The sequence below is a fragment of the Micromonospora marincola genome, from assembly GCF_056150385.1.
Genome location: NZ_JAXCFT010000001.1, coordinates 805,186 through 830,352, shown reverse-complemented (window position 1 = coordinate 830,352; position 25,167 = coordinate 805,186). Strand labels below are relative to the sequence as shown.

Sequence of the window (25,167 nt, the reverse complement as noted above, 5' to 3'; positions counted from 1 at the left end):
ATCGGCGGGCACAGCGGCCGGGCCGGCTGTCCAGCCCACCGTTAGGGTAGCCCGCCGCCTCCCGCTCCGCTCCGACCCGGCCGGCTGTCAGGAGACGACCAGGCCCGACTGGTACGCGAAGACCACGAGCTGCGCCCGGTCCCGCGCGCCAAGCTTGACCATGGCCCGACTGACGTGGGTACGCGCGGTCGCCGGACTGACCACCAGCCGGCCGGCGATCTCGGCGTTGCTCAGCCCCTCCCCGACCAGCCCCACCACCTCACGTTCCCGGTCGGTGAGCGCGCCGAGCCGGGGATGCGGGCGCGGCACCCGGGCCGGCCGGGTGGCGAACTCCCGGACCACCCGGCGCGTCACCGACGGGGACAGCAGCGCCTCCCCCTCGGCGACCACACGGATCGCCCGCAGCAACTCGACCGGGCGGGTGTCCTTGGTGAGGAAACCGCTCGCCCCGTGCCGGAGCGCGTCGAAGACGTACTCGTCCAGCTCGAACGTGGTCAGCACCACCACCCGGGTGCCGGCCAGCGCCGGGTCGCCGACGATGCGGCGGGTGGCCTCGATGCCGTCGACGCCGGGCATCCGCACGTCCATCAGCACCACGTCCGGGCGTTCCCGGCGGGCCACCGCCACGGCGGCCAGCCCGTCGGCGGCCTCCCCGACGACGGTCAGGTCGTCCTCGCTGTCCACCAGGGCCCGCAGCCCGATCCGGACCAGGTCCTGGTCGTCGGCGAGCAGCACGCGGATCATGCGACCTCCTGCGTGGGCAACGTGGCGTACACCCGGAAACCGGCGGGCGCGGCCGGCCCGGCGCTGAACGTACCGCCGAGCGCGGTGACCCGCTCGCGCATGCCGGCCAGGCCGAAGCCGCCGGTCCGGCCCGGCCCGGTCGCCGGCCCCCGGCCGGTGTCGGTGACCTCGACGGTCAGCTCGCCCGGCGCGTATCCGACGCGAACCGTCGCGGTGGCCGGCCCGGCGTGCCGCAGCACGTTCGTCAGCGCCTCCTGCGCCACCCGGTACGCGGCCAGGTCCACCGCCACCGGCAACGGACGCGGCTCCCCGGCCGTCTCGACGGTGACCGGCACCCCGGCGCCGGCCAGCCGCTCGCGCAACTGCGGGAGCTGGCCCAGCCCCGGCGCCGGCGCGCGCTCGTCGGCCGGCTCCTCGCGGCGGACCACGGTCAGCGTGACCCGCAGCTCGTCCAACGCCTCCTTGCTGGTCCGGCTGATCGCGGTGAGCGCCACCTCGGCCTGCTCGGGCCTGCGGGCCAGCAGGTGCAGCGCGATCTCGGCCTGGAGGTGGATCGCGGCGAGCCCGTGACCCACCACGTCGTGCACCTCCCGGGCCACCCGCAGCCGCTCCGCGTCGGCCAGCCGCCGGGCCTCGTCGGTCCGGCTCCGGGCGGCGGCCTCCCGGCTCAGCCGCACGGTGACGCCGACCGCGAGCGGCACCACCAACCAGGCGGCCACCGGCATGAGACCGACCAGGCCGGGCGGGCGCACGCCGACGAAGACGTACGCCAGCAGCGCCGCAAGCACGGCCGCGCCGGCCACCGCCGCGACCCGGACCGGCAGGTGCGCGGCCACCGTGTAGACCGCGACGAGGAACGACAGCAGGATCGGACCGTACGGTTGGCCGAGCATCAGGTACGCGGTGGCCGCGGCGGCGACCACGGCCAGCGTGGGCAGCGGCCACCGCCGGCGCACCGTCACCGCGAGCGCCGCCACCACGACCGGCGGGTAGGCGACCGGCGCGGCGTGCACGCCCTGGTTCAGGCCGGCCGGCGCGGTGCCGACCAGACCGATCGCCAGCAGGGCCAGGCCGAGCAGCACGTCGAGGAGCCACCGCTGCCGGTCGCCGCGCCCGCGATCCACGTCCACGCCCCCGTCCCGGCCGCCCAGCCGATGTCCGGCCGATGCCCGGCCGCGGCAGCGCCCACGCCGACCGCCGCGTCCACACTCGCAGGTTCATGCCCCGAGGGTCCCGCGGTCGGCCCTCCGGCGCGTCGGCCCGACGGCGGCTACCGGCGTACGTCAGCGGGCGTACCGCGCGCCCCGGTTGTTAAGCGGGGGCCCCGCCTCTACCGGAAGCGTTAAGCGGGGGCCCCGCCTTACACGGCGGCGAGGACGGCGGCCTCGACGCGGGCGCGTTGCTCGTCGGGGGGCCAGCCGCCGATCAGGTAGAACGCGTCGACCACGTCGCCGCCCAGGGTGGAGATCCGGGCGGCGCGCACCTGGGCGCCGGCCTCGTCGAGCGCGCACGCGACCCGGTACAGCAGGCCGGCCGCGTCGGCGGCGCGCAGTTCCAGCAGCACGGCGTCGGTGGCCGCCTCCCGGTGCCACACGACGCGGGGCGCGGCGCCCCGGCCCCGGGCCGCGAGCGCCCGACCGCGCAGCCGTTGGATGACCGAGACGTCGCCGGCCACCGCGCGGCGCAGGTCGGCGCTGAGCGCGATCGGGTCCGGGGCCAGCCCGTAACGCGGCTGCACCAGGCACTCGACCAGGGCCCGCCCGTCGACCGTGGCGGCGTCCGCGGAGATCACCTCGAGCCGGTGCAGCGCCAGGCAACCGGCCACCGTGGCGAGCAACCCACGCCTGTCGGCGGCGGCCACCGACACCCGGTCCTCCCCCAGGTGTACGACCGGCAGCGGCCCGGCGACAAGCGCCGGGTCGGGGGCCGGCGGGGCGGGCACCACGCCTGTGTCGAGCGTGGTGCGCACCCGGGAGACCAGCTCGGCGACAAGCCGGCCCTTCCAGCCCGACCAGGCGGCCGGGCCGGTGGCGGCGGCGTCCGCCCGGACCAGGGCGTGCAGCAGTTCCAGGGTGGTGGTGTCGCCGACCCGCTCGGCGACACCGGCGACCGTCTTCGGGTCGGACAGGTCCCGCCGGGTGGCCACGTCGGGCAGCAGCAGGTGCAATCGGACCAGCGCGCCGATCATCGCCACCTCGGCCGGCGGCAGCCCGATCCGGGCGGCCACCGCCTCGGCCAGCGGCGCTCCGACGGTCGAATGGTCCCCGGGGAGTCCCTTGCCGATGTCGTGCAGGAACGCGCCGAGCAGCAGCAGGTCCGGTCGCTCCACGTCCCGGGTGTGCCGGCTCGCCTCGTACGCGGTCTGCACCAGGTGCCGGTCCAGGGTGAACCGGTGCACCGGGTTGTGCTGGGGCAGGCTGCGCAGCCGGGTCCACTCGGGCAGCCAGCCGTCGATCAGCCCGTACCTGTCGCAGGTCTCCCACGCCGGCACCAGGCCGGGGCCGGCGCCGAGCAGGGTGGTGAGCGCGGCCCGGGCGGCCGGTGGCCAGGGTGCGGGCAACGGTGGGCAGTAGGCGGCCAGCCACTCGCAGGTGGCGCGCGCGATGGGCAGCCGGGTGGTGGCCGCCGCGGCGGCGACCCGCAGCGACAGGCTCGGGTCGGGGCGGGCCCCGATCGCGGTCCGGGCGAGCACCAGCTCGCCGTCCTGCTCGACGACGTCGCGGGCGACCGGGCGACGCAGCGGCCGGCCGGGGGCGGCGCGGTGCCGGCCGGAGCGGATCCGGTCGGCGGCCCGCCAGGCGTCGTCGAGGGCGTGGCGGACCGTGCGCGCGTCGCCGGCCACCAGTCGCAGCAGCGCGTCCCCCTCGTCGAGCATGAGTTGCTTGGCCACGCCGTCGCGTTCCTGGGCGACCAGGCGGTCGACCCGTCGCCCGACCTGCTGGTGCAGGGCGTCGCGGGTGTCAAGCAGCCGCCGGTGCGCGGCGTACACGGCCGGGCGGAGCGCGTCGGTGACGCCGGCGGTGGCGATGGCGCGCAGGATGCCGACGTCACGCAGCCCGCCGGCGGCCTCCTTGAGGTCGCCCTCCAGCAGGAAGGCCAGCTCGCCGTGGGCCTCCCAGCGGGCCGCGGTGATCTCGCGGAGCCCGGGTAGCTGCCGGATCGCGGTGCGCCGCCAGTGATCGGTGGCGGTGCGGGCGAGTTGATCGGTCAGGGCCGGGTCGCCCGCCACGTGCCGCGCGTCGAGCAGGCCCAGCGCGACCTTCACGTCGTCCTGGGCGACCGACAGCGCCTCGGCGACGGTCCGCACCGAGTGGTCGAGCCGCAGCCCGGCGTCCCAGATCGGATACCAGAGCGAGGCGGCCAGCTCGTCGATGCCGGGCACCCCGGCGTGCAGCAGCACCAGGTCGAGGTCGCCGTAGGGGGCGCACTCGCGTCGGCCCAGGCCGCCCACCGCGACGAGCGCGACGCCGGCCCGGCCCGGGAAGATCCGACGCAGCCAGGCGTCGAGCGCGTCGGCCCGGGCGGACCGGGCCGCCTGGCCGACGCCTCCGGGGACGCCGACGACCTCGTTGACCGCGGACACGCCGCCCCCACCGGGGCCGGTAGCCGTGGTCAACGAGGTCACGTCGGCGGGTTCCGTGCTCAGAGGGCGTCGAGCCCGCGCTCGCCGGTACGTACCCGGACGACCTCCTCGACGCCTGTCACCCAGACCTTGCCGTCGCCGATCTTGCCGGTTCGGGCGGCGCCGACGATGGCGTCGACGATCTTGTCCACGTCGATCTCGTCGGTGAGCACCTCGACCCGGATCTTGGGCAGGAACTCCACCGTGTACTCCGCACCCCGATAGACCTCGGTGTGCCCCTTCTGCCGGCCGTAGCCCTGAACCTCGCTGACGGTCAGCCCGGCCACGCCGAGCGCGTGCAGGGCCTCCTTCACCGCGTCCAACTGGTACGGCTTGATGACCGCGGTCACCAGCTTCATGTCCAACCCCTCCATCCCAGGAACGTTAACCGGCGACCTTTTCGCTTACCGGCGCGGACTCGTCGGCGGGCTCCGAGGTCGGCCTGGTGCCGCCGATCCCGGCCATGGCGAACGCGCCACCGGCGCTGCTACCCGTGGTGGGCGACAGGTCGTACGCGCTCTCCGCGTGCTCGGCGACATCGATGCCGTCGACCTCGGCCTCGGCCGGCACCCGGAAGCCGATCGTCTTCTGGATCGCGAAGGCGAGCAGCCAGGCGACGCCGCCCGACCAGACGGTGACGATGAGACCAGCAAGCGCCTGCCGGCCGAGCTGGGTCACGCCGCCGCCGTAGAACAGGCCGTCGGAGGCGCCGATCACGTCGCCGATCGCGCTGTTGACGGAGTTGGTGGCGAACAGGCCGAGCCACAGCGACCCGATCCAGCCGCCGACGAAGTGCACGCCGACCACGTCGAGGGAGTCGTCGTAGCCGAGCTTGTACTTCAGGCTGATGGCGAGCGCACAGACCGCACCGGCGACCCCGCCGAGCAGGACCGCCGCCCAGGGCGCGATGAAGCCACAGGCCGGCGTGATGGCGACCAGACCGGCCACCGCGCCGGAGGAGGCGCCGACCATGGTCGGGCGGCCGTCCTTGATCCGCTCGATCAGCAGCCAGCCGAGCACCGCCGCGGCGGTGGCGAGCTGGGTGTTGAGGAACGCGAGACCGGCCACCGAGTCGACGGTCAGCTCGGAGCCGGCGTTGAAACCGAACCAGCCGAACCAGAGCAGACCGGCGCCGAGCGCGACAAGCGGGATGTTGTGCGGCTTCATGCCCTCACGGGGCCAGCCGACCCGCTTGCCGAGCACCAACGCCACGCCGAGCGCCGCCGCACCGGCGTTGATGTGCACCGCGGTGCCGCCGGCGAAGTCGAGCGCGTGCAGCTTGGCGCCGATGACGCCGCCGCCCCACACCCAGTGCGCGACCGGGAAGTAGACCAGGGTGGCCCAGCCGAACGCGAACAGCAGCCAGCCGGAGAACTTCGCCCGGTCGGAGATGGCGCCACTGATCAGCGCGACAGTGATCACCGCGAAGACCATCTGGAACGCCATGAACACGTAGAGCGGGATGCCGATGCCGCTGGGGTTCTCCGCCGTCGCGCCCCAGAGGTCGGTCTCGGCGAGGAAGGTCTTGGTGCCGAGGTAGGCGCCCGGGTCACCCCAGAGCCCGTTGACGTCGCTGCCGAACGCGACGCTGAAACCGTAGAACCACCACAGAACAGAGATGAGCCCGATGGCCGAGAAGCTCATCATCATCATGTTGAGCACGCCCTTGGACCGGTTCAGACCGCCGTAGAACAGCGCCAGGCCGGGGGTCATGAGCAGCACGAGAGCGGTCGAAACCAGCAGCCATACGGTGTTGCCGCCGTCGATCGTCGGTGCTTCAGGCACGCTGGCCTCCTAAAAGTGAAGTTCCCTCCTTCGCGGCTTCCGGGGCAGCGTCGCCCGTCCGCCGGTTGCGCGGAAGCTTGGTCGGCCGCTGTTTCCGGCACCGACACCGCTCGATTTCCGACACGTGACGGGTTGTTTCCGGCGTGTGAAGAACCTCGATCTTGCTCAGCGCAGCGCGTACTCCAGATGGTGGCGCTCGTAGTCGAGCAGACGCAGGTCCCGGATCGGCCGGCGGAGGTGGCCCTTGTGCACGATCCGGACGAACGCCGGCTCACCGGCGGCGGCCATCCGCCGGATGCCCTCGACATGGTCGACGATGCGCTTGCGGATGGTGCGGATGAGCCGGTGCCGGTCCCGCGGGATCAACCCGTACGCGTCGGCGAAGAGGCGCAGCCGGCGCGGCCGGTCGGGATGTTTCCAGCCGAGCGTGATCGAGTCCCGGTCGGAGAAGATCGGCACCCAGGTCCATGCCGCGTACGCCACGTCGTAGATGCGGGCGCCGGGCGAGGCGAGGTCGAAGTCGATCAGCCCGAGCGTGCCGTCGGGACGCCAGATCACGTTGTGCGGCGCGGCGTCGTGGTGGCAGATGACCTCGGTGTCCGGCGGGGGCGGCCCGAACGAGCGCCATACCGCGCCGGGCGGCGGCGTGAAACCGTACTGGGCGTCGTGGAACATCCGCAGCATGGTGGCCACGGTGACCAGAGCCTCGTCGGTCACCCAGTGCGGGGCCAGCGGGTATTCCCCGCACTCCCCTTCCAGGTAGGACAGGACCTCCCGGTTGCGCTCGTCCATGCCGAGCGCGCGCGGGGCGCCGGTGAAGCCGACGTATTCCAGGTGGCGCAGCAGCGCGTGCACCGAGGGCGTCCAGGGGCCGGCGTTGCGCCGGACCGTGTCGCCCACCCGGACCACGGTGCTCACGTTCCCGCCGTGCAGCGGGATCTCCTGCGAAGTCACGTACGGTCTCCCGAGGCGTGGCGCCGGGTGGTTGGGGTCGCGCCACCCCGCGTAGGCGCGATCGTCGTTCGTCACGGGAGAGGCTACGCGTCCCGGCCGAGCGGCTCGGTCCCGAGCAGCGCGTCGACGAACTGCGCCGGGTCGAACGGGGCCAGGTCGTCCTTGCCCTCGCCGAGGCCGACAAGCTTCACCGGGATGCCGAGCTTGCGCTGCACGGCGATCACGATGCCGCCCTTGGCCGTCCCGTCGAGCTTGGTGAGCACCACGCCCGTGACGTTCACCGCCTCGGTGAACACCCGCGCCTGCTCCAGGCCGTTCTGGCCGGTGGTGGCGTCGAGCACCAGCAGCGTCTCGTCGATCGGGCCGTGCTTCTCCACCACCCGCTTGACCTTGCCCAGCTCGTCCATCAGGCCGACCTTGTTCTGCAGCCGGCCGGCGGTGTCGATGAGCACGGTGTCGACGCGGACGTCGATGCCGCGCTTGACCGCGTCGAACGCGACGCTTGCCGGGTCGGCGGCCTCCGGCCCGCGGACCGTCTCCGCGCCCACCCGGCCGCCCCACGTCTCCAACTGGTCGGCGGCGGCGGCCCGGAACGTGTCGGCCGCGCCGAGCAGCACGCTGCGGCCGTCCGCGACAAGCACCCGGGCGATCTTGCCGCAGGTGGTGGTCTTGCCGGCGCCGTTGACCCCGACCACGAGCACCACCGCCGGGACGCCCTCCTTGGGGGCGGTCCGCAGCGACCGGTCCAGGCTCGGGTCGAGCGCGTTGACCAGCTCGGTGGCGAGCAGCGTCCGCAGTTCGACGCCGGTGCGGGTGCCGAGCACCCGGGTCCGCTCCCGCAGCCGGTCCACGATCTCCCGGGTGGAGTCGATGCCGACGTCGGCGGTGATCAGGCTGTCCTCGATCTCCTCCCAGGTGTCCTCGTCGAGCCGGTCCCGGCTGAGCAGGCCGAGCAGGCCCTTGCCGAAGGCGTTCTGGGAACGGGACAGCCGGGAGCGCAGCCGGACCAGGCGGCCGGCGGTGGGCTCGGGCACCTCCAGCGGGGGCGCCTCGACCGGCGGCGCCTCGACGACCACGCCGGCGCCGACCTCCGCCTCGGGCGCCTCCACCGGCGGGCCGGCCAGATCCTCCTCGGTGCGGGTGTCGACCTCCGTGCGCGGCAGCGGCGGCTCCGGGCGCCGGCGCAGCCGGGGCACCACGAGGCTCAGGCCGCCGATGATGAGCACGCCGAGCAGGGCGAGAGCGACGAGGAGGTATTCCTTCATGCCCGAAATCCTGTCAGATGCCGGCGACGGCGTCCCACTCACCGCCTCGGCACGCGAACAACCTGCGGGTACGCTCGCTGCTGGACGGCGCGCCGCAACCGCCGGCCGGGTAGGAAGACACCGAAACGATCTTGTCGGAGGTAGCGTCGTGCCCGGTTCCCGCCTGCTCATCGGCCCGCTGCTGCGTCGGGTCGTCGACACGCGGGCGACGATCTGGGTGGAGACGAGCGCGCCCGCGGTGGTCACCGTCCGCACGGCCGACGGCGCGGGCGGCAGCGCGCCCACCTTCTCCGCGTACGACCACCACTACGCGCTCGTGGTGGTGACCGGGCTCACCCCGGGCGCCGCCACCCGCTACGAGGTGCTTGTCGACGACGAGGTGGCCTGGCCGCTGCCGAACAGCGACTTCCCGCCCAGCGTGATCCGCACCCGGGCGGCCGACGACGGCGACCAGCCGGTGAACCTGGTCTTCGGCTCCTGCCGGGAGACCACCCAGCACTCCACCGCGCGCAAGCTGCCGCCGGACGCGCTCGACGCGTACGCCAGGCGGGTGATGGCCGCGCCCGAGGAGGTCGCGCTGCCCGACCTGCTGGTGCTGCTCGGCGACCAGGTCTACGCCGACGAGACCTCGCCGACGGTGCGCAAGCTGCTCAAGCGGCGCCGGCGGCGGCCGAAGGACGCCCCGGCGACCCAGGTGGTGAGCTTCGACGAGTACACGAAGCTCTACCTGGAGTCCTGGCGCGACCCGGAGATCCGCTGGCTGTTCTCCACCGTGCCGAGCGTGATGATCTTCGACGACCACGAGGTCATCGACGACTGGAACACCTCGGCGTCCTGGCGGGACGACATGCGCGAGCAGCCGTGGTGGGCCGAGCGGATCCGCAGCGGCCTCGCCTCCTACTGGGTCTACCAGCACCTGGGCAACCTGAGCCCGGACGAGATCGCCGCCGACCCGCTGTACGCGAAGGTGACGGCCGCCGAGGACGCCACGGGCGTGCTGCACGAGTTCGGCGAGCGGGTGGACACCGAGGCCGACCTGGCGCACGACACCGAGCGCTGGCGGGCCGTGCAGTACCAGTGGAGCTACGCGCTGGACCTGGGGCGGACCCGCCTGGTCATGCTCGACAACCGGTCCAGCCGGGTGCTGCTGCCGGGCCAGCGGGCGATGCTGCCGCCGGGCGAGTGGTCCTGGTTCCTGGACCAGGCGCACGGCGCCTACGACCACCTGGTGGTGGGCACGTCGCTGCCGTGGCTGATGCCGCCGGGCATCCACCACGTGGAGGCGTGGAACGAGCGCCTGGCCGACTCCGACCGGCCCTGGGTGGCCGGCCTGGCCGAGCGGTTGCGCCGCGCTCTGGACCTGGAGCACTGGGCGGCGTTCCGGCGCTCCTTCGACGCGCTCGGCGATGTGTTCGCCCGGCTGGGCAGCGGCGGCGCGGCGCGCACCGGCGCCCGGGTGGGCGCCGGCCCGGCGTATCCACGCCCGGCCTCGATAAGCGTGCTCTCCGGCGACGTGCACCACTCCTACGTGGCCCGGGCCCGGTTCGCCGACCGGGGCGTCCGCACGCCTGTGCACCAGCTCACCTGCTCGCCGATCCACAACCAGGTGCCGGCCGCGATGCGTCCGCTGATGACGCTCGGCTGGAGCCCGGGTCCGGCCGGCGCGACGCGGGCGCTGGCCCGGTCGGCCGGGGTGCGCCGGCCGCTGGTGCGGTGGCGGAAGCTGGCCGGGCCCTACTTCGGCAACGCGGTGGCCACGCTCACCCACCGGGGCCGGTCGGCCGCCGTGGTGATCGAGGGCACCACGAGCGGGGGCGAGTTGCGGCCGGTGGCGCGCCAGCAGCTCACCGACGGGGAATGACTATCCTCTGACCGTGGACGAGCCGCTGCGCGCCGTGGAAGACGAACTGACCGCGCTGTTGCGTCGCGGCCGGGCGCTGTCCTGGGAGATCGCCCGCGAGGTCCACCCGAACCTGGAGCCGAACGCCTACGGGCTGCTGCTGTGGCTGCGCCGCTCCGGGCAGATCCGGCTCACCGACCTGGCTGTGAAGCTGGGCATCGGCAAGGGCACGTTGAGCCGGCAGATCGGCGGCCTGGAGGCACTGGGCCTGGTCCGGCGCGATCCGGATCCGAGCGACAGGCGGGCCGCCCAGCTCAGCCTCACCGAGGAGGGCACCCGGCGGTTCGACGGGGCGCGGGCGGCCCGCCTCGGGCAGATCCGGCGTTCGCTTGAGAACTGGCCGAAAGAGGACGTGGCGGACTTCGCCCGGCTGATGCACCGGTTCAACCAGACGTTCTGACCTGCTCCTCAGGGAATAGGACGCGCACCACTCGCAGTTGTTGCTTTAGGCAACCAACCCATACGGTTGCCCGAGGCAACGCTCCACCTTTCCCCTTCGGAGGCACTCCACGATGACGCAGGCGACCGCGCCCACCCGGGCGACCGCCGTCGACATGTCCCACCGGCAGATCCTGGAGGCGCTCTCCGGCCTGCTGCTGGGCATGTTCGTCGCGATCCTCTCCTCCACGGTCGTCTCGAACGCGCTGCCGCGGATCATCACCGACCTGCACGGCACCCAGTCCGCGTACACCTGGGTCGTCACCTCGACGCTGCTGGCGACCACCGCGACCACCCCGATCTGGGGCAAGCTCTCGGACCTGACAAGCAAGAAGATCCTGGTCCAGCTCGCCCTGGTGGTCTTCGTGCTGGGCTCGGTGCTGGCCGGGCAGGCCCAGACGACGGGCGAGCTGATCGCCTGCCGCGTGGTGCAGGGCGTCGGCGCGGGCGGCCTCACCGCCCTGGCCCAGGTGATCATGGCAACGATGATCGTCCCGCGCGAGCGCGGCCGGTACAGCGGCTACCTCGGCGCGGTGATGGCGGTCGGCACCATCGGCGGCCCGCTGATCGGCGGCGTGATCGTGGACACCGACTGGCTCGGCTGGCGCTGGTGCTTCTACGTCGGCGTGCCGTTCGCCGTGCTGGCCCTGGTCGTGCTCCAGCGGACGCTGCACCTGCCCGTGGTCAAGCGCAAGGTGACGATCGACTGGTGGGGCGCCACCCTCATCACGGCCGCCGTCTCGGTGCTGCTCATCTGGATCACCCTGGCCGGCGACAAGTACGACTGGATCTCCTGGACCAGCGCGGCCATGGTGGCCGGCGCGATCCTGCTCGGGGCGCTCGCCGTCCGGGTCGAGCAGCGTGCCGCCGAGCCGATGATTCCGCCGCGGCTGTTCCGCAACCGCACCATCACCCTCGCCGTGGTCGCGAGCGTCGCGGTCGGCGTCGGCATGTTCGGCGCCTCGGTCTTCCTCGGGCAGTACTTCCAGATCAGCCGCGGGGAGAGCCCCACCATGGCCGGCCTGATGACACTGCCGATGATCGGCGGCCTGCTCGTCGCCTCCACCGTGGTCGGCCGGATCATCACCAACACCGGCCGCTGGAAGCGCTGGCTGGTGACCGGCTCGACGCTGCTCACCGCCGGCTTCGCGCTGATGGGCAGCATGCGCCAGGACACGCCGTACTGGCGGCTCGCGATCTTCATGGCGCTCATCGGCCTCGGCCTCGGCATGACCATGCAGAACCTGGTGCTGGCCGTGCAGAACACCGTCGGCACGCACGAGCTCGGCGCGGCCAGCTCGGTGGTGGCCTTCTTCCGCAGCCTCGGCGGCGCGGTGGGCGTGAGCGCGCTCGGCGCGCTGCTCGGCCACCGGGTGACCGGCTACCTGGCCGACGGACTGAGCCGGCTTGGCGTACCGGCGTCCAGCTCGGGTGGCGGCGGCGCGCTGCCGGACGTGCACGCGCTGCCGGCGCCGATCCGCGCCGTGGTGGAGTCCGCGTACGGGCACGGCGCCGGCGACATCTTCCTCGCCGCCGCACCGTTCGGGCTGCTCGCCCTGATCGCGGTGGTGCTGATCCGGGAGGTGCCGCTGCGCCGCACCAACAGCGACCCGGTCGCGGGCGAGGTCGAGCGGGAGTCGACAGAGGCCGCCGGCAACGACGCGGTGGTGATCCGGACCGGAGGGCGGGACTGAGACGATGGACGCACCGGAGCGTGAGCGGTACGGCCCGCAGGCCCGGCCGATGCCGTTCGAGCGGGGCACCGACGGGCCCCGGGTGGTGCTCGTCGGCGTGGACGGCACCCGCACCTCGCTGCGGGCCGCCGCCTACGCCGCCGGGCTGGCCCGCCGGCAGGGCGCCGGACTGGTGGTGGTGTTCGTCAGCTCGCCACCCCCGTACAGCGGGATCATGTCCGGCGTGGTGGCCGGCGCGGTGCAGCAGACCCACGACGAGCTGGCCGACGAGCTGCGGGCCGAGTGCCGGCGCGGGGCCGAGGAGCTGGACCTGCCGGTGACGTTCCTGTGCCGGCGCGGCGACGCGTACGCCGAGCTGTGCCGGGCCGCCGACGAGCACCGGGCCGACCTGGTGGTGGTCGGCTCCTCCGAGCAGGCCGGTCACAAGCTGGTCGGCTCGGTCGCCACCCGCCTGGTCCGCACCGGCCGCTGGCCGGTCGTCGTCGTCCCCTGAGGTGTAAGGAGGGGCCCCCGCTTAACGCATAGCGTTGTACCGGGGCCCCCGCTTAACATCCGGCATCATGACCTGGAGAGCACCCGAAGTCGACCGTCGCCACGAGCCCTACGTCGCCGACGAGCGCGCCATGCTGCAAGGCTGGCTCGACCTGCACCGCGACACGCTGCGGCACAAGTGTGCCGGGCTGACCGCCGAACAACTGCGCACCCGCAGCGTCGAGCCCTCCGGGCTGACCCTGCTCGGGCTGGTGCGGCACATGGCCGACGTGGAGCGCTGGTGGTTCCGCCACCACGCGGCCGGCCTGGACCTGCCCGACATGTACGACTACAGCAAGGATCCGGACGCCGATCTCAACGACATCGCCGACGCCGACCCGGCCGAGGCGTTCGCCACCCTGCACGCCGAGATCGAGGCGGCCGACCTGGCGGTGGCCGACCTGCCGCTTGAGCACACGTTCCAGCACACCCGGCGCGACGGCGGCACCCGCGAGATCAGCCTCCGCTGGGTCTACCTGCACATGATCGAGGAGTACGCCCGGCACAACGGCCACGCCGACCTGATCCGGGAACGCCTCGACGGCGTCACCGGCTCCTGACCGGCCACTATGTACGGAATGTCACCGGCCGGTTGGCGCAGAGCTGATATTGTGCGGTGAATGGACACAATGGTGGGTCGCCTGATCACCTCCGACGACGACGAGGAAGCGATCGAGAAGGCCACCCACCGTCTGCTGCGCGAGCTGGACCATCTCGACGGCGTCCTAGCGGTCGAGCCGGCGGCGGCGACCGGGGTCACGCCGCAGGGTGCCCGGGCCGGCGAACTCGCCGAGCTGGGCACGCTCGTCGTCTCGCTGGCCGCGCACGCCGACCTGGTCGCCGGCGTGCTCCGCGTCGTCGGCGACTGGCAACGACGGCGCGGGCGTGGCCTGGTCACGGTGCGCATCGGTGACAACGAGCTGATCCTCGCCGACGCCAGCCCCGAGATGCAGTGGCGGCTCACCGAGGCGTTCATCGACCGGGTGTTCCCACCGGAACGATGAGACGGGCGCTGATCATCGCGAACGAGACCTACACGGATCCTCAGTTCGCTTCCCTCCCCGGCGCCGTGGCGGACGCGGACTCCCTCCGCGAGGTGCTGGAGAACCCGGCGATCGGCGCCTTTGACGACGTACGCGTGTTGCGCAACCGCACCGTCCACGACATCGGCCGGGCCGTCGCCGTCTTCTTCCACAACACCGAGCCCGACGACCTGCTGCTTCTGCACATCTCGGCGCACGGGCTGAAGGACGCACGCGGTGACCTGTTCTTCGCCGCGCGCGACTCGGAGCACGACAGCCACCTGATCCGGGCGACCGCGTTGTCGGCCGCCGACATCCGGCACGAGATGGCGGACAGCCGGGCGAAGCAGATCGTCGTGCTGCTCGACTGCTGCTACAGCGGCGCCTTCGCCCAGGACGCGCGGGCCCGGGGCGCGCGCGACACCGACCTGACCGTGCCGTTCCAGGGGCGCGGACACGTGGTGATCACTGCCTGCGCCGGCACCGAGCTCAGCTTCGAGCGGGACGGGCAGGGCGTGTTCACCCGTGCCGTGGTCGAGGGGCTGCGCACCGGTCGGGCCGACCGCAACGGCGACGGGGTCATCGACACCGACGAACTGCACCAGTACGTCACCGACCGGGTCGGTGAGGCGCGCACCCGGCAGCGGCCCACGCTCTCGGCCTACCGGAAGGAGGGGGTGATCCGGGTGGCGTGGGCGGGTCGGGTGCCACCGCCTCCACCGCCGCGCCGGCGCCTCGGATGCCTGGCCGCCGTGGTGCCGGGCCGTCGCGGCTCGCTGCCACGCCGGGCCGTCGTGCCGGTCCTCGCGGTCTGGGCGCTCCTCTGCGGCGCCGCCGGACACGCGGGCCCGGTCGGGGCCGCCGAAGCCGGCTGCTTCCAGCCGCCGGTGGTGCGGGTGGCCACCTCGACCACGAGCCTCGGTCCCTACCGTGAGGTGGCGGACGCGTTCGAGCAGTGGTCCGCGCGGCAGCACCGGGGCTGCCCGCTGGCCCGGCTCTACCTCTATCCCGCGGCGGCCGACGACGTGCGGGCCGGCATCGGCGCCCGCTGGACCCCGCCCGGCCAGCCGGGTCGCGCATACCTCCAGGACGTCGGGCCGCACCCGGACCTGTGGCTGCCCGAGTCGGCGATCGACGTGGCCCGGCTGGGCGCGGTCGGTGCGGGCGTGATCGAGGAGACCGACGAGATCGCCGCGTCGCCGGTGGTGCTCGGCGTACCGCAGGCTCAGGTCGCCGCCGGCGGCGACGTCGACGACGATCGCCGGATGGGCAGGACCTGGCTGGAGCTGTTCGGCGATTTCGCCGGCGGCAGCGGCGTGGTACGCGGGGATCCGGCCGTGTCGGCACCCGCCCGCCTGGCCACCCACGCGCTCTACGGCGGCGGCCGGAAGCTGGCGACCCCATCGGCGGCCCGGCAGGACGTCGAGCGGTTGGTGGACCGGGCGCTGGACTCCGGCTCGTACCCGATCGGTGACGACCTCGCCGTACTCTGCCGACAGCGGATGCGCGCGGCGGCCACCCCGGTCGCCACCGCGGGGGTCGGCGCACCCGCCGTGATCCTCACCGAGCAGGCGCTCGTGCGTTACAACCAGGGCCGGCCGTTGGGCGCCGGCTGCCCGGCGCAGCAGACGCCGCCGGCGCCCGAACGGTTGCAGGCGTTCTATCCGTCCGACTCACACGTGCTCTTCCGCACGGTCACCCGGCTCCACTGGCCGGACGCGGTGCAGAGCCCCGCCGTCCGGGCCGGGGCGTCGAACTTCGCCCGCTGGCTGGCCGACGAGGAGGCAGGCCAGCAGGCGCTGCTCCGGGTCGGCCTGCGACCGCCGGGCGTGTCCGCCACCACGCCGTTGGACCGCACCCACGGCGCGGCGTTCGACTGGCCGTTCGGCAAGGTTCGGGACCTGAGCGAGCTCAACGCCGGCGAGCAGGACCGGGTGCGGGAAATCTACCGGCGCGCGCACCGGCCGGGGCGGGTGCTTGTCGCGCTTGACGCGTCCGGCTCGATGCGCGAGCCGAGCGAGGACCGACGCCGCAGCCGGTTCCGGGTGGCGGTGGACGGGGTCGAACGGTCGCTGAAGCGGCTTGGCGAGCGGGACGAGTTCGGCCTCCTCACCTTCTCCACGGTGGCCGCCAACGCCCGGCAGATCGTGCCGATCGGTCCGAAGGACGCCGCGCGCGCCGGCAGCCTGGGTGCCGAAGTCGCGCGGATCCGGCCCTCCGGCGACACCCCGCTGCACCAGGCGATCCAGCAGGGCGCCGTCCAACTACGGGACGGCGGCGGCGAGGCGTTGCGCGCGCTCGTGGTGGTCACCGACGGCAGGGACACCAGCGGACGGCGATCACCCACCGTGGCGGAACTGTCCGGCGTGCGGCTCTACGTCCTCGCGGTGGGGGACGCGAGCTGCGCCCGCTCGCCACTCGACCGCCTGGCGCGGAGCACCGGCGGCGACTGCTACGACACCCGGACGGACCGCCTCGACGGGACGCTTGACGGGTTGTTCACCGCGCTCTGGAAGGGAGCGGACTGATGCCACGGACGCCGAACGCCGGCTCGATGTCACGGACCGACAGGCGACGCTTGTGGTGGGCGTTCGGGCTGGGTTTGATGAGCGGCGCGCTTGTGGTCGCGCTGACCTCCGTCCTGGTCTGGAAAGTCGCCGGGCCCAAGAGTCCAGAGCCGGGTGACCTGCTGATCCTCACCGGCCGAGACGACAGCAAGGGCCAGCAGCGGCAGTTTCTCATCGACCTCTGGAACACGGCGAACCCCGCCAACCAGGCCAAGATGATCTCCCTGTCCGAGACGGCGGACGCCCAGTACGCCGAGATGATCGACCGCGGCGGGAAGACGGGGAAGGATGACGGCAAGGAGATCGACATCTTCAATCTCGACGTCACCTGGACCGCGGCGTTCGCCGAGAAGGATCTGCTGCGCCCGATCGACGAGTCCAGGCTGGCCGACCACCCGGACAAGGTGTTCCTGAAGCAGCCGCTCCGCACCTGCCGTTACCGTGACCGGCTGTGGGCGCTGCCGTTCAACACCGACGCCGGGCTGCTCTACTACCGCAAGGACCTCGGGCTGGTGCCCCCGTTCGACTGGCCGAAGATCGAGGCCGAGTCGGCCCGGCTGCTTCCGAAGACGCCCGGCCTCACCGCCGGCTACGCCGGCCAGCTCGGCGACTACGAGGGGTTGACCGTCAACGCGTTGGAGGCCCTCTGGGCGCACGGCGGCGACCTGCGCGTCGACGACCAGGGGAACGCCTCGATCGACCCCGAGCGGTTGGCCGCCGCGCTGAAACCGCTGACCCCGTCCAGGGCCGCGCCGTCCGTGGCGTTCGGCGAGGAGCGCAGGCAGCAGACCGAGGAACAGAGCCGGCAGACGTTCGCGGACGGACAGGTCGCGTTCATGCGCAACTGGCCGGTCGCGTACCGCAAGTTGACGGGTGACGACGCCTCGTCGGCACCGTCGTCGGCCGCCTCGAAGGAGGCGACGGAGATGAAGGAGGCGGCGAAGAAGGTCGGCGTCGCGGCCCTGCCCGGGCCCAGCGTGCTGGGTGGCCAGAACCTTGCGGTCGCCCGGCAGAGCAAACAGCCCCGGGCCGCCCAGTTGCTGATCCAGTTTCTCACCGGGCAGCAGAGCCAGCGGACGCTCTTCGAGCAGGGCGGCTTCGCCGCGACCCGGGCCGTCGTCTACGAGGACGTGGACATCCAGAACGAGTACCCGTACCTTCCGCTGTTGCTGGAAGCGATCAAGACCGCCCGGCTCCGGCCGGTCTCGCCGCACTACGTCAACTTCAGCGTGGTGCTGCGCAGCTACGTCGGAACGGTGCTCGACGGGAACGGCGCCCTCCCGGCCGACCTGGCCCAACGACTCACCGACGCCCTGCACGGCCGGACGCCGCCCAGCCCCGCCCCGGACTGAGGCGGCGCCACCGCTCAGTACGCCAGCGCGGCCCGCAGATAACGCAGGTCGGCCGGCCCGCTCCACCGGTGCGCGGAGAGGCCGGCGACCCGGGCCCCGGCGACCGCCCGGTCCTGGTCGTCGACGAAGAGCACCCGGGCCGGCGGCGTGTCCAGCGCCGCGCAGGCGGCCTGGAAGTATTCCTTCGCCGGCTTGTGCACCCCGACGACGGAGGAGTTGACCACCACGTCCAGCTCGTCGGTCAGGCCCAGCGCGGCCAGGTCGGCGTCGAGCAGGTCGGTGGCGTTGGTGCCCAGCCCGACCCGGATGCCGGCCGCCCGCGCCTCGCGGACGAACGCGAGCACGTCCGGGTCGACCTCGCCGCGGTAACGCTGCCACGCCTCGACCGCCGCACGGGCCCGCGCCGGGTCGCCGCCGACCGACGGGGTCAGCGCGTCGGCCACGCTCGCCATCCACGCGGCGTGGCTCATCCGGCCGACGAGCACCGGTTGGAGCAACCCCCAGGACATCGCGATCTCACCGAGGACGCCCTCGGTCAACCCGTACTCCCGCTCGACGCCGGCGGCCACCGCCGGGTCCCAGCGGCGCAGCACGCCGTCGAAGTCCACCAGGAGCGCCGTGGCGCGTTCCCGACTCACTCGTCTGTCTCCTGCCCGTCGTCCCCGGCCCGGTTGAGCCGCTGGCTGATCACCTGCGTCACGCCGCTGCGCATGGTCACGCCGTAGAGCGCGTCGGCGATCTCCATGGTCCGCTTCTGGTGCGTGATCACGATCAGCTGGCTCTTCTCCCGCAACTGTGCCAGCAAGGTGATCAGGCGGCCCAGGTTCACGTCGTCGAGCGCCGCCTCCACCTCGTCCATGATGTAGAACGGGCTGGGCCGGGCCCGGAAGATCGCCACCAGCATGGCCACCGCGGTAAGCGACCGCTCGCCGCCGGAGAGCAGCGACAGCCGCTTGATCTTCTTGCCCGGTGGCCGGGCCTCGACCTCGACGCCTGTGGTGAGCAGGTCCTCCGGGTCGGTGAGCACGAGCCGGCCCTCGCCACCGGGGAAGAGCACGGTGAAGACCTGCTCGAACTCCCGCGCCGTGTCCTCGAACGCGCTGGCGAAGACCTCCAGGATCCGCTCGTCCACGTCCTTGACCACGGTGAGCAGGTCCCGCCGGGTGGCCTTGAGGTCCTCCAACTGCTCGGAGAGGAACTTGAAGCGTTCCTCAAGCGCGGCGAACTCCTCAAGCGCGAGCGGGTTCACCTTGCCGAGCAGGGCCAGTTCCCGCTCCGCCTTGGCGGCCCGCTTCTCCTGCACCGGCCGTTCGTAGCGGACCGGCTCGGGCACCGGCCGGCCGTCGGACTCGGCGAGCGCCGCGTCCGCGTCGGTGGGCGGGACGAGTTGGTCCGGGCCGTACTCGGCGACAAGCGTGGCCACGTCCAGGCCGAAGTCCTCGGCGGCCTTGGCCTCCAACTGCTCGATCCGCAGTCGCTGCTCGGCGCGGGCCACCTCGTCCCGGTGGACCTGGCTGGTGAGCCGCTCCAGCTCGGCGGCGAGCCGTTTGGCCGCGCCGCGTACCTCGGAGAGCTCGGCCTCGCGGGCGGCGCGCTCGCGGGCCACGGCGTCGCGGTGCTCCTCGGCCCGGGCGATCGAGACGGTGAGCCGGGTGAGCGCCTCCCGGGCGCCGCCGACCACGGCGCGGGCGATCTCGGCGCCGCGGGTGCGGGCCGCGCGCCGGGCCGCCGCGCGTTCCCGCGCGGCCCGCTCCGCGGTCGCCTGCCGGGTCAGCGAGTCGGCGCGGCCGGCGATCGACGCCACCCGTTCCTCGGCGGTACGCACCGCGAGCCGGACCTCCATCTCGTTCTGCCGGGCCGGCGGCACCATGGCGGCGAGCTGGTCCCGTTCCTCGGTGGACGGTTCGGCGTCGATCGGGGTGACCTCGGCCAGCCGCAGCCGCTCCGCCAACTCGGCGAGCGCCTCCAGGTCGCGGGCCCGGGCCGCCTCGGCGCGGGACCGGGACTCGCCGAGCCGGTCGGTCTCCGCCCTGGCCGACCGGGCCGCCGCGCCCAGTTCGGCGAGGCGGCGGGCGGCGGCGTTGCGGTGGCTCTCGGCCTCCCGTTTGGCGGCGGCGGCGTGCTGCACCGCCTCCTTGGCGGCGGTCACCTCGGCCCGCGCCTCGGCCAGTTGCCCGCGCAGCTCGGCGGCGCTGTGCTCGGCGGCGGCCCGGTTGGTCCGGGCCTCCTCGACGGCGGCCTGCACCTCGATGAAGCTGGGCGCCCTGGTCGACCCGCCGGCCGCCGCGTACGCCCCGACGACGTCACCGTCCGGGGTGACGGCGCGCAGTTCCGGGTTCGCGGCGACCAGCTCGGCCGCGCCGTCGAGGTCGTCGACGAGCGCCACGTCGCGCAGCGCCCGGTGCACGGCGGGACGGATGCCGTCGGCGCACTCCACCAGGTCCGGCGCCCACCGGGCGCCCTCCGGCAGCTTCGGTCGCAGCGCGTCGGCGGAACCGTCCATGCCCGGCCCGGCGGGGCTGCCGACAAGCAGCCCGGCCCGCCCGGCGTCGGTGATCTTGAGCAGTCGCATCGCCTCGACGGCCTCGTCCACACCTGTGACCGCCACCGCGTCGGCGAGCCCGCCCAACGCGGCGGCGAGTGCCGCCTCGTCGCCGGGGGCGACGGTGAGCAGACCGGCGAGGCTGCCGAGCAGGCCGGGCACCTGGTCGGCGCGGGACAGCAGCGCTCCCGCGCCGTCCTTGCGTCGCAGGCCGAGCGCGAGCGCCTCCTCGCGGGCCTTCCAGGTGGCGGCGTCCTTCTCGGCGGCGCGTTCGGCGTCGGTGAGGCTGCGTACCGCCGCCTGGGCCTGCTCGTGCACGGCCACCGCCTCGGCGTGCCGGGTGTCCAGGTCGGCGTTGTCCCGGTCGGCCTCGGTGGACTGCTCGGCGACCGCGTCCAGGTCGGCCTGCGCCTTCTCGGCGCGGCCGAGCGCGTCGGTGTGCGCGGCGGCGAGCCGTTCGATCTCCTCGCCGGCGCTCGTGGTACGCGCCCGGGCGGAGTTGACCTGGCCGGTCAGCCGGGCCAGCCCCTCGCGCCGGTCGGCGATGGCCTTGGCGGCGGCCACCAGCTCCCGTTCCGCGGCGGCGAGCTGCCGCTCCAGCTCCTGCCGGTGCTCGACCGCCTCGGCGAGCCGGATCTGGTCCTCGGTGAGCGCGGCGCGCAGTTCCTCCTCCTGCTCGCGGACCCGCCGCGACTCCGCCTCCAACTGCTCGGGGTCGCGGCCGGGGCGCTCGTCGTCGCCGGTGGCGCTGAGGTGGCGCAGCCGCTCCCGGGCGAGCTGCTCGATGGAGCGGAACCGCTCCTGGAGCGCGGAGAGGCGGTACCAGGTGTCCTGCGCCGCCGCGAGCAGCGGCGCGTCCTCGGCCAGGGCCGCCTCCAGTTCGCCGAGGCGACCCTGCACCTCGCCGTGCTCGCCCTCTATCTGCTCGCGCCGGTCGCGCAGCGCGGTCTCGTCGGCGATCTCCTTGTCCAACGTGGTCCGCAGCGTGTGCAGGTCGTCGGCGAGCAGCCGGAGCCGGGCGTCGCGCAGGTTGGCCTGGATGGCGGCGGCGCGGCGGGCCACCTCGGCCTGCCGGCCCAGCGGCTTGAGCTGGCGGCGCAGCTCGGCGGTGAGGTCGGTGAGACGGTTGAGGTTGACCTGCATCGCGTCGAGCTTCCGCAGCGCCTTCTCCTTGCGCTTGCGGTGCTTCAGGACGCCCGCCGCCTCCTCGATGAACGACCGCCGGTCCTCCGGCTTGGCGTGCAGCATGCCGTCGAGCCGGCCCTGCCCGACGATGATGTGCATCTCCCGGCCGATGCCCGAGTCGGAGAGCAGCTCCTGGATGTCGAGCAGGCGGCAGGAGTCACCGTTGATCTCGTACTCGCTCTCGCCGGAGCGGAACATCCGGCGGGTGATGGAGACCTCGGTGTACTCGATCGGCAGCGCGCCGTCGGTGTTGTCGATGGTGAGGGTGACCTCGGCCCGGCCCAGCGGCGCCCGCCCGGCGGTGCCGGCGAAGATGACGTCCTCCATCTTGCCGCCGCGCAGCGCCTTGGCGCCCTGCTCGCCGAGCACCCAGGCGATGGCGTCGACGACGTTTGACTTGCCGGAGCCGTTCGGGCCCACCACGCAGGTGATCCCGGGCTCCAGCTTCAGCGTCGTGGCGGAGGCGAAGGACTTGAAGCCCTTGACCGTCAGGCTCTTGAGATGCACCTTCTCGATCCTCGTCCGGTGGCCGCCGTACCGTCGCCGGAGACGCGGACCTGGTGAACCCGCAGACTAACCCGCCACCGGGACCCGGCCGGCACGCGACCCACCCGGGGTGCGCGGTGGCGCCTTTCCGCGCCCGCCGTCATCGCCTGCCGAAAACCGCAAGATCACCATTCCGGAAGCAATTCCCGAAGCCGCCGACAAGAACGATAATCGCGGTCGGCGGCCAAAACGGGTACGCACATGGCTGCGCGCCGGCACTGGAGTGTCGGCGCGCTTTTCGGTGTGGTGCGATTCAGTTTTCCAGCGACCGGAACTCAGGTCAGCGCGGGCTCGGCGAGTCGGAGGAGGTCGTCAGCCTCCGCCGCTGCCGCCGCGAGCCGATCGTTCTCGGCGCGCAGACGCGTGATCTCGAACTCCAGTGCCTGAACCCTGGCACGCAGTCGGGTGACCTCGTCGAGCAGACGCCGGTCGGACGCTGCACCTACGTGGCCGTAGAGGGCCTTCGCCATGCTGAACTCCTCGATATGCGCTGCCGGAAAGGCCGGCCAACGCGCGCCCATGATGTTCGCGGCTGCCATTCCCGGGGTATCAGGACGTGGCTGGGCGCGACTGGCGACACCTACATATTGAGCCGAACCCCCCTCCTTCGTCAAGTTGACGGAGGCCGTAGATCATCTCCACGTCGGCCGGGTCACTTGCCGGGGGGCTGCCACAAGGCGCGGACACGCTCTGTCCGGACGCCTTTACTGTACGCCCGGGAATGTCGGCGCACCTCACCCTTCCGTCGGCTTCGCCTTAACTCTTTCTTAGCCACGTTGCCGCAGCTTCGACCGCGCCCGTAGCGTCACCCCGGCCCGCAACCGACCCGTGGAGGCGACAGGCGTGTACCGCTGGACCGACCCGATCGACCCGGACGACGCCTCCCGGCGCCCCGAGCCGCCGACCGACGAGGGTCGGGCGTGGCTCACCGGCCGGCCCGAGCCGCAGTCGTCGTACCTCTTCGGGGACGAGCCGGCGCAGGCGTGGCCGGACCACGACCGGACCGCCGCGTGGCCGGGACACGGCCACCCGCAGCCGGGGTACGACGCCGCATGGCCGGGGTACGACGCCGCACAGCCGGAGTACGGCCACGCCCGACCCGGATACGACGCCGGGCAACCGGCGTACGGCCACCCGGCGCCGTTCGAGCCGGTCGGCGCCGGGCAGCCGGGCCGGGACCGCTGGAACGGCGAGGAGCAGCCGACCGGCGGCTGGGACCGGCCCGACGCGGGCTGGCAGCCGGCGACCGACATCCCGACCGACGACAGCCGGCACCGCCCGAAGCGGCGGCTGTCCCGTCCGCTCGTGATCGGTGGAGCCGCCGCCGTGGCGACCCTCGCGGTCAGCCTGGGAGTGGGTGCCGTGCTGCTGCCCGGTGGCGACGGTCCGGCCGAGCGCACCGCCGCCGACGCGCCGCTCGCCGTCGCCCCGGACGGACCGGAGCAGCCCGGGAGCGCGCCCCCCGCCGACGCGCTCGTCCCCGAGTCGGCAAGCCCGTCGGCCGTACCGACCACCGTCAAGCCGACGCCGAGCCCGACGAGGAAGGTCGTGCCGAAGGCGAGCCGGACCACCGCCCCGTCGCGGCAGCGGGAGCGCGACAGCGCGCCGAGCAGCACCGCCGCCCGGACCACGTCCTCCTCGGGCGGCCTGAGCGCCGAGCTTCAGCAGGTCGTCGACCTGGTGAACCAGGAGCGGGCCAAGGCCGGCTGCAAGGCGCTGAGCGTCAACACCAAGCTGACGCTCGCCGCCCAGCGGCACAGCCAGGACCAGGCCGACCACAAGAAGATGACGCACGACGGCAGCGACGGCAGCGACGTCGGCCAGCGGCTCGACCGGGTCGGCTACGCCTGGCGGGCGTACGGCGAGAACGTCGCCTGGAACCAGCAGAGCCCCGCCTCGGTGATGGACGCCTGGATGAACTCCGAGGGGCACCGGGCGAACATCCTGAACTGCACGTTCACCCAGATCGGGGTGGGCGTGGCGCGCAGCAACGGGCCGTACTGGACGCAGGACTTCGGCACCCCCCGCTGACCGGCGCGTCGTGACCGGGCCGGCGCTCGTTGACCGGTCGGGGGCGGCGTCGGGCCGCCCGCGTCCGGGGAGCTGTCGATGCGGATCCGGCCGGCGTACGCCGTGCCGCGCTCCCGGCCGGTCCGCGTCCGCCGACGCGGGCCGCGCCGGGGCGTGGCGCTGGCGCTGACCGCGCTGCTCGTCGCCCCGGTTCCGGCCTGCCGGCAGCAGGTCACCGTGCCACCCGGCGCGCCCACCTCCTGGCCGGCCGCCCTGTCCACCCGCTGGAAGTGGCAGTGGCAGCTCACCGGCCCGGTGGACGTCGCGGTCGACGCGGACGTCTTCCTGCTCGACCCGGTCCGGACCACCTCCACCGAGACCGCCTCGCTCCGCGCCCGTGGCCGCCGGCTGGTCTGCCTCGTCCGGGCCGGCACGTCCGCGACCGGCGACCCGGACGCCGCCCGATTCCCGGCCGCGGTGCGCGGCGCGGCGGTGCCGGGCCGGCCCGGGAGCCGGTTGCTCGACGTTCGGCGCTGGGACTCGCTGGCACCGGTGCTTAGCGACCGGTTCCGGCTCTGCCGGGGCAAGGGCTTCGGCGCGGTGGCGCTGTCCGACGTGGACGGCTACCGGCACCGCTCCGGCTTCCCGCTGGGCTTCGACGAGCAACTGCTGTTCAACCGCCGGCTGGCCGGGCTGGCCCGGCAGTTCGACCTCTCCCCCGGCCTGGTCGACGACGTGGCGCAGGTCGCCGCGCTGGCGCCCGACTTCGACTTCGCGGTCAACCAGGAGTGCGTACGCCGCCGCGAGTGCGCGAAGCTGCTGCCGTTCGCCGACGACCACAAGCCGGTCTTCCACGTGGAATACACGGGCGAGCCGGCCACGTTCTGCGTCACCACGGTCGGCTACGGCTTCGCCTCGATCCGCAAGGACCGACGGCTGGACGCCTGGCGGGAACCCTGCCCGCTGCCATGAGGCCGGGTGGGGGGCCGGACCGCCGACGGCCCGGCCCC

General features: G+C 73.6%; 20 protein-coding genes. 10 read left to right on the top strand and 10 right to left on the bottom strand.

The genetic code is table 11. The annotated features are described in order from the left end of the window. Positions 1-87: 87 nt before the first annotated feature. From SM450_RS03955 to ftsY, 7 genes are all read right to left on the bottom strand, one after another. The gene (locus SM450_RS03955) at positions 88-744 is read right to left on the bottom strand and encodes a response regulator transcription factor (RefSeq protein ID WP_474618247.1); all 657 of its coding nucleotides are present in this window, start codon (positions 742-744) and stop codon (positions 88-90) included. Continuing rightward, a complete protein-coding gene (locus SM450_RS03950) occupies positions 741-1,874 on the bottom strand; it encodes a sensor histidine kinase (protein WP_474618246.1) in 1,134 nt (377 codons plus the stop codon). The genes SM450_RS03955 and SM450_RS03950 overlap by 4 nt, the downstream gene beginning before the upstream one ends. A gap of 230 nt (positions 1,875-2,104) precedes the next feature. Continuing rightward, the gene (locus tag SM450_RS03945; RefSeq protein WP_474618245.1) at positions 2,105-4,369 is read right to left on the bottom strand and encodes a [protein-PII] uridylyltransferase; all 2,265 of its coding nucleotides are present in this window, start codon (positions 4,367-4,369) and stop codon (positions 2,105-2,107) included. 17 nt (positions 4,370-4,386) lie between these two features. Continuing rightward, positions 4,387-4,725: a P-II family nitrogen regulator gene (locus tag SM450_RS03940; RefSeq protein ID WP_174537509.1), complete on the bottom strand. Its 339-nt coding sequence runs from the start codon at positions 4,723-4,725 to the stop codon at positions 4,387-4,389. Between the two features lie 25 nt (positions 4,726-4,750). Beyond that, positions 4,751-6,151, bottom strand: a complete 1,401-nt coding sequence (locus SM450_RS03935; RefSeq protein ID WP_474618244.1) for an ammonium transporter — start codon at positions 6,149-6,151, stop codon at positions 4,751-4,753. 165 nt (positions 6,152-6,316) lie between these two features. Next, complete coding sequence (locus SM450_RS03930) at positions 6,317-7,180, bottom strand: phosphotransferase (protein WP_474618243.1); 864 nt, start codon at positions 7,178-7,180, stop codon at positions 6,317-6,319. Positions 7,181-7,188: 8 nt separating this feature from the next. Then, complete coding sequence (gene ftsY, locus SM450_RS03925) at positions 7,189-8,370, bottom strand: signal recognition particle-docking protein FtsY (RefSeq protein ID WP_474618242.1); 1,182 nt, start codon at positions 8,368-8,370, stop codon at positions 7,189-7,191. A 148-nt stretch (positions 8,371-8,518) separates the two neighbouring features. On the opposite strand from ftsY, the gene SM450_RS03920 reads away from it, so the two are divergent. From SM450_RS03920 to SM450_RS03885, 8 genes are all read left to right on the top strand, one after another. After that, complete coding sequence (locus SM450_RS03920; RefSeq protein ID WP_474618241.1) at positions 8,519-10,231, top strand: alkaline phosphatase D family protein; 1,713 nt, start codon at positions 8,519-8,521, stop codon at positions 10,229-10,231. 13 nt (positions 10,232-10,244) lie between these two features. After that, positions 10,245-10,670 carry a MarR family winged helix-turn-helix transcriptional regulator gene (locus SM450_RS03915; protein ID WP_474618240.1) on the top strand — a complete coding sequence of 142 codons (426 nt, stop codon included), beginning with the start codon at positions 10,245-10,247 and terminating at the stop codon, positions 10,668-10,670. 112 nt (positions 10,671-10,782) lie between these two features. Next, the gene (locus tag SM450_RS03910; protein ID WP_474618239.1) at positions 10,783-12,402 is read left to right on the top strand and encodes an MDR family MFS transporter; all 1,620 of its coding nucleotides are present in this window, start codon (positions 10,783-10,785) and stop codon (positions 12,400-12,402) included. 4 nt (positions 12,403-12,406) lie between these two features. Then, entirely contained in the window at positions 12,407-12,895 is a 489-nt protein-coding gene (locus tag SM450_RS03905) for a universal stress protein (RefSeq protein ID WP_474618238.1), read from the top strand. Between the two features lie 67 nt (positions 12,896-12,962). Next, complete coding sequence (locus tag SM450_RS03900; protein ID WP_474618237.1) at positions 12,963-13,493, top strand: DinB family protein; 531 nt, start codon at positions 12,963-12,965, stop codon at positions 13,491-13,493. Between the two features lie 60 nt (positions 13,494-13,553). Further along, positions 13,554-13,937 carry a hypothetical protein gene (locus tag SM450_RS03895; RefSeq protein ID WP_474618236.1) on the top strand — a complete coding sequence of 128 codons (384 nt, stop codon included), beginning with the start codon at positions 13,554-13,556 and terminating at the stop codon, positions 13,935-13,937. Then, positions 13,934-16,483 carry a caspase, EACC1-associated type gene (locus SM450_RS03890; RefSeq protein ID WP_474618235.1) on the top strand — a complete coding sequence of 850 codons (2,550 nt, stop codon included), beginning with the start codon at positions 13,934-13,936 and terminating at the stop codon, positions 16,481-16,483. Before SM450_RS03895 ends, SM450_RS03890 begins: the two co-directional genes overlap by 4 nt. After that, positions 16,483-17,874, top strand: coding sequence for an extracellular solute-binding protein (locus tag SM450_RS03885; RefSeq protein WP_474618234.1), 1,392 nt, complete (start codon positions 16,483-16,485; stop codon positions 17,872-17,874). Before SM450_RS03890 ends, SM450_RS03885 begins: the two co-directional genes overlap by 1 nt. A gap of 14 nt (positions 17,875-17,888) precedes the next feature. Here SM450_RS03885 and SM450_RS03880 read toward each other — a convergent pair whose 3' ends face one another. The 3 genes from SM450_RS03880 to SM450_RS03870 all read right to left on the bottom strand — a co-directional run bounded on the left by SM450_RS03880 (position 17,889) and on the right by SM450_RS03870 (position 22,617). Further along, the gene (locus SM450_RS03880; RefSeq protein ID WP_474618233.1) at positions 17,889-18,512 is read right to left on the bottom strand and encodes an HAD family hydrolase; all 624 of its coding nucleotides are present in this window, start codon (positions 18,510-18,512) and stop codon (positions 17,889-17,891) included. Then, the gene (gene smc / locus SM450_RS03875) at positions 18,509-22,108 is read right to left on the bottom strand and encodes a chromosome segregation protein SMC (protein ID WP_474618232.1); all 3,600 of its coding nucleotides are present in this window, start codon (positions 22,106-22,108) and stop codon (positions 18,509-18,511) included. The genes SM450_RS03880 and smc overlap by 4 nt, the downstream gene beginning before the upstream one ends. A gap of 314 nt (positions 22,109-22,422) precedes the next feature. Continuing rightward, positions 22,423-22,617 carry a hypothetical protein gene (locus SM450_RS03870; protein WP_107156252.1) on the bottom strand — a complete coding sequence of 65 codons (195 nt, stop codon included), beginning with the start codon at positions 22,615-22,617 and terminating at the stop codon, positions 22,423-22,425. A 373-nt stretch (positions 22,618-22,990) separates the two neighbouring features. Here SM450_RS03870 and SM450_RS03865 point away from each other — a divergent pair, with 373 nt between their 5' ends. Both SM450_RS03865 and SM450_RS03860 read left to right on the top strand, forming a co-directional pair. Then, entirely contained in the window at positions 22,991-24,178 is a 1,188-nt protein-coding gene (locus SM450_RS03865; protein WP_474618231.1) for a CAP domain-containing protein, read from the top strand. Positions 24,179-24,256: 78 nt separating this feature from the next. After that, positions 24,257-25,129, top strand: a complete 873-nt coding sequence (locus tag SM450_RS03860) for an endo alpha-1,4 polygalactosaminidase (protein WP_474618230.1) — start codon at positions 24,257-24,259, stop codon at positions 25,127-25,129. Positions 25,130-25,167 lie beyond the last annotated feature (38 nt).

Bases quoted from the DNA above. Each gene is read 5' to 3' on its own strand.
- SM450_RS03955 (WP_474618247.1), bottom strand. From the start codon at position 744: ATGATCCGCGTGCTGCTCGCCGACGACCAGGACCTGGTCCGGATCGGG.
- SM450_RS03940 (WP_174537509.1), bottom strand. From the start codon at position 4,725: ATGAAGCTGGTGACCGCGGTCATCAAGCCGTACCAGTTGGACGCGGTG.
- ftsY (WP_474618242.1), bottom strand. From the start codon at position 8,370: ATGAAGGAATACCTCCTCGTCGCTCTCGCCCTGCTCGGCGTGCTCATC.
- SM450_RS03910 (WP_474618239.1), top strand. From the start codon at position 10,783: ATGACGCAGGCGACCGCGCCCACCCGGGCGACCGCCGTCGACATGTCC.
- SM450_RS03905 (WP_474618238.1), top strand. From the start codon at position 12,407: ATGGACGCACCGGAGCGTGAGCGGTACGGCCCGCAGGCCCGGCCGATG.
- SM450_RS03900 (WP_474618237.1), top strand. From the start codon at position 12,963: ATGACCTGGAGAGCACCCGAAGTCGACCGTCGCCACGAGCCCTACGTC.
- SM450_RS03895 (WP_474618236.1), top strand. From the start codon at position 13,554: ATGGACACAATGGTGGGTCGCCTGATCACCTCCGACGACGACGAGGAA.
- SM450_RS03890 (WP_474618235.1), top strand. From the start codon at position 13,934: ATGAGACGGGCGCTGATCATCGCGAACGAGACCTACACGGATCCTCAG.
- SM450_RS03885 (WP_474618234.1), top strand. From the start codon at position 16,483: ATGCCACGGACGCCGAACGCCGGCTCGATGTCACGGACCGACAGGCGA.
- SM450_RS03870 (WP_107156252.1), bottom strand. From the start codon at position 22,617: ATGGCGAAGGCCCTCTACGGCCACGTAGGTGCAGCGTCCGACCGGCGT.
- SM450_RS03860 (WP_474618230.1), top strand. From the start codon at position 24,257: ATGCGGATCCGGCCGGCGTACGCCGTGCCGCGCTCCCGGCCGGTCCGC.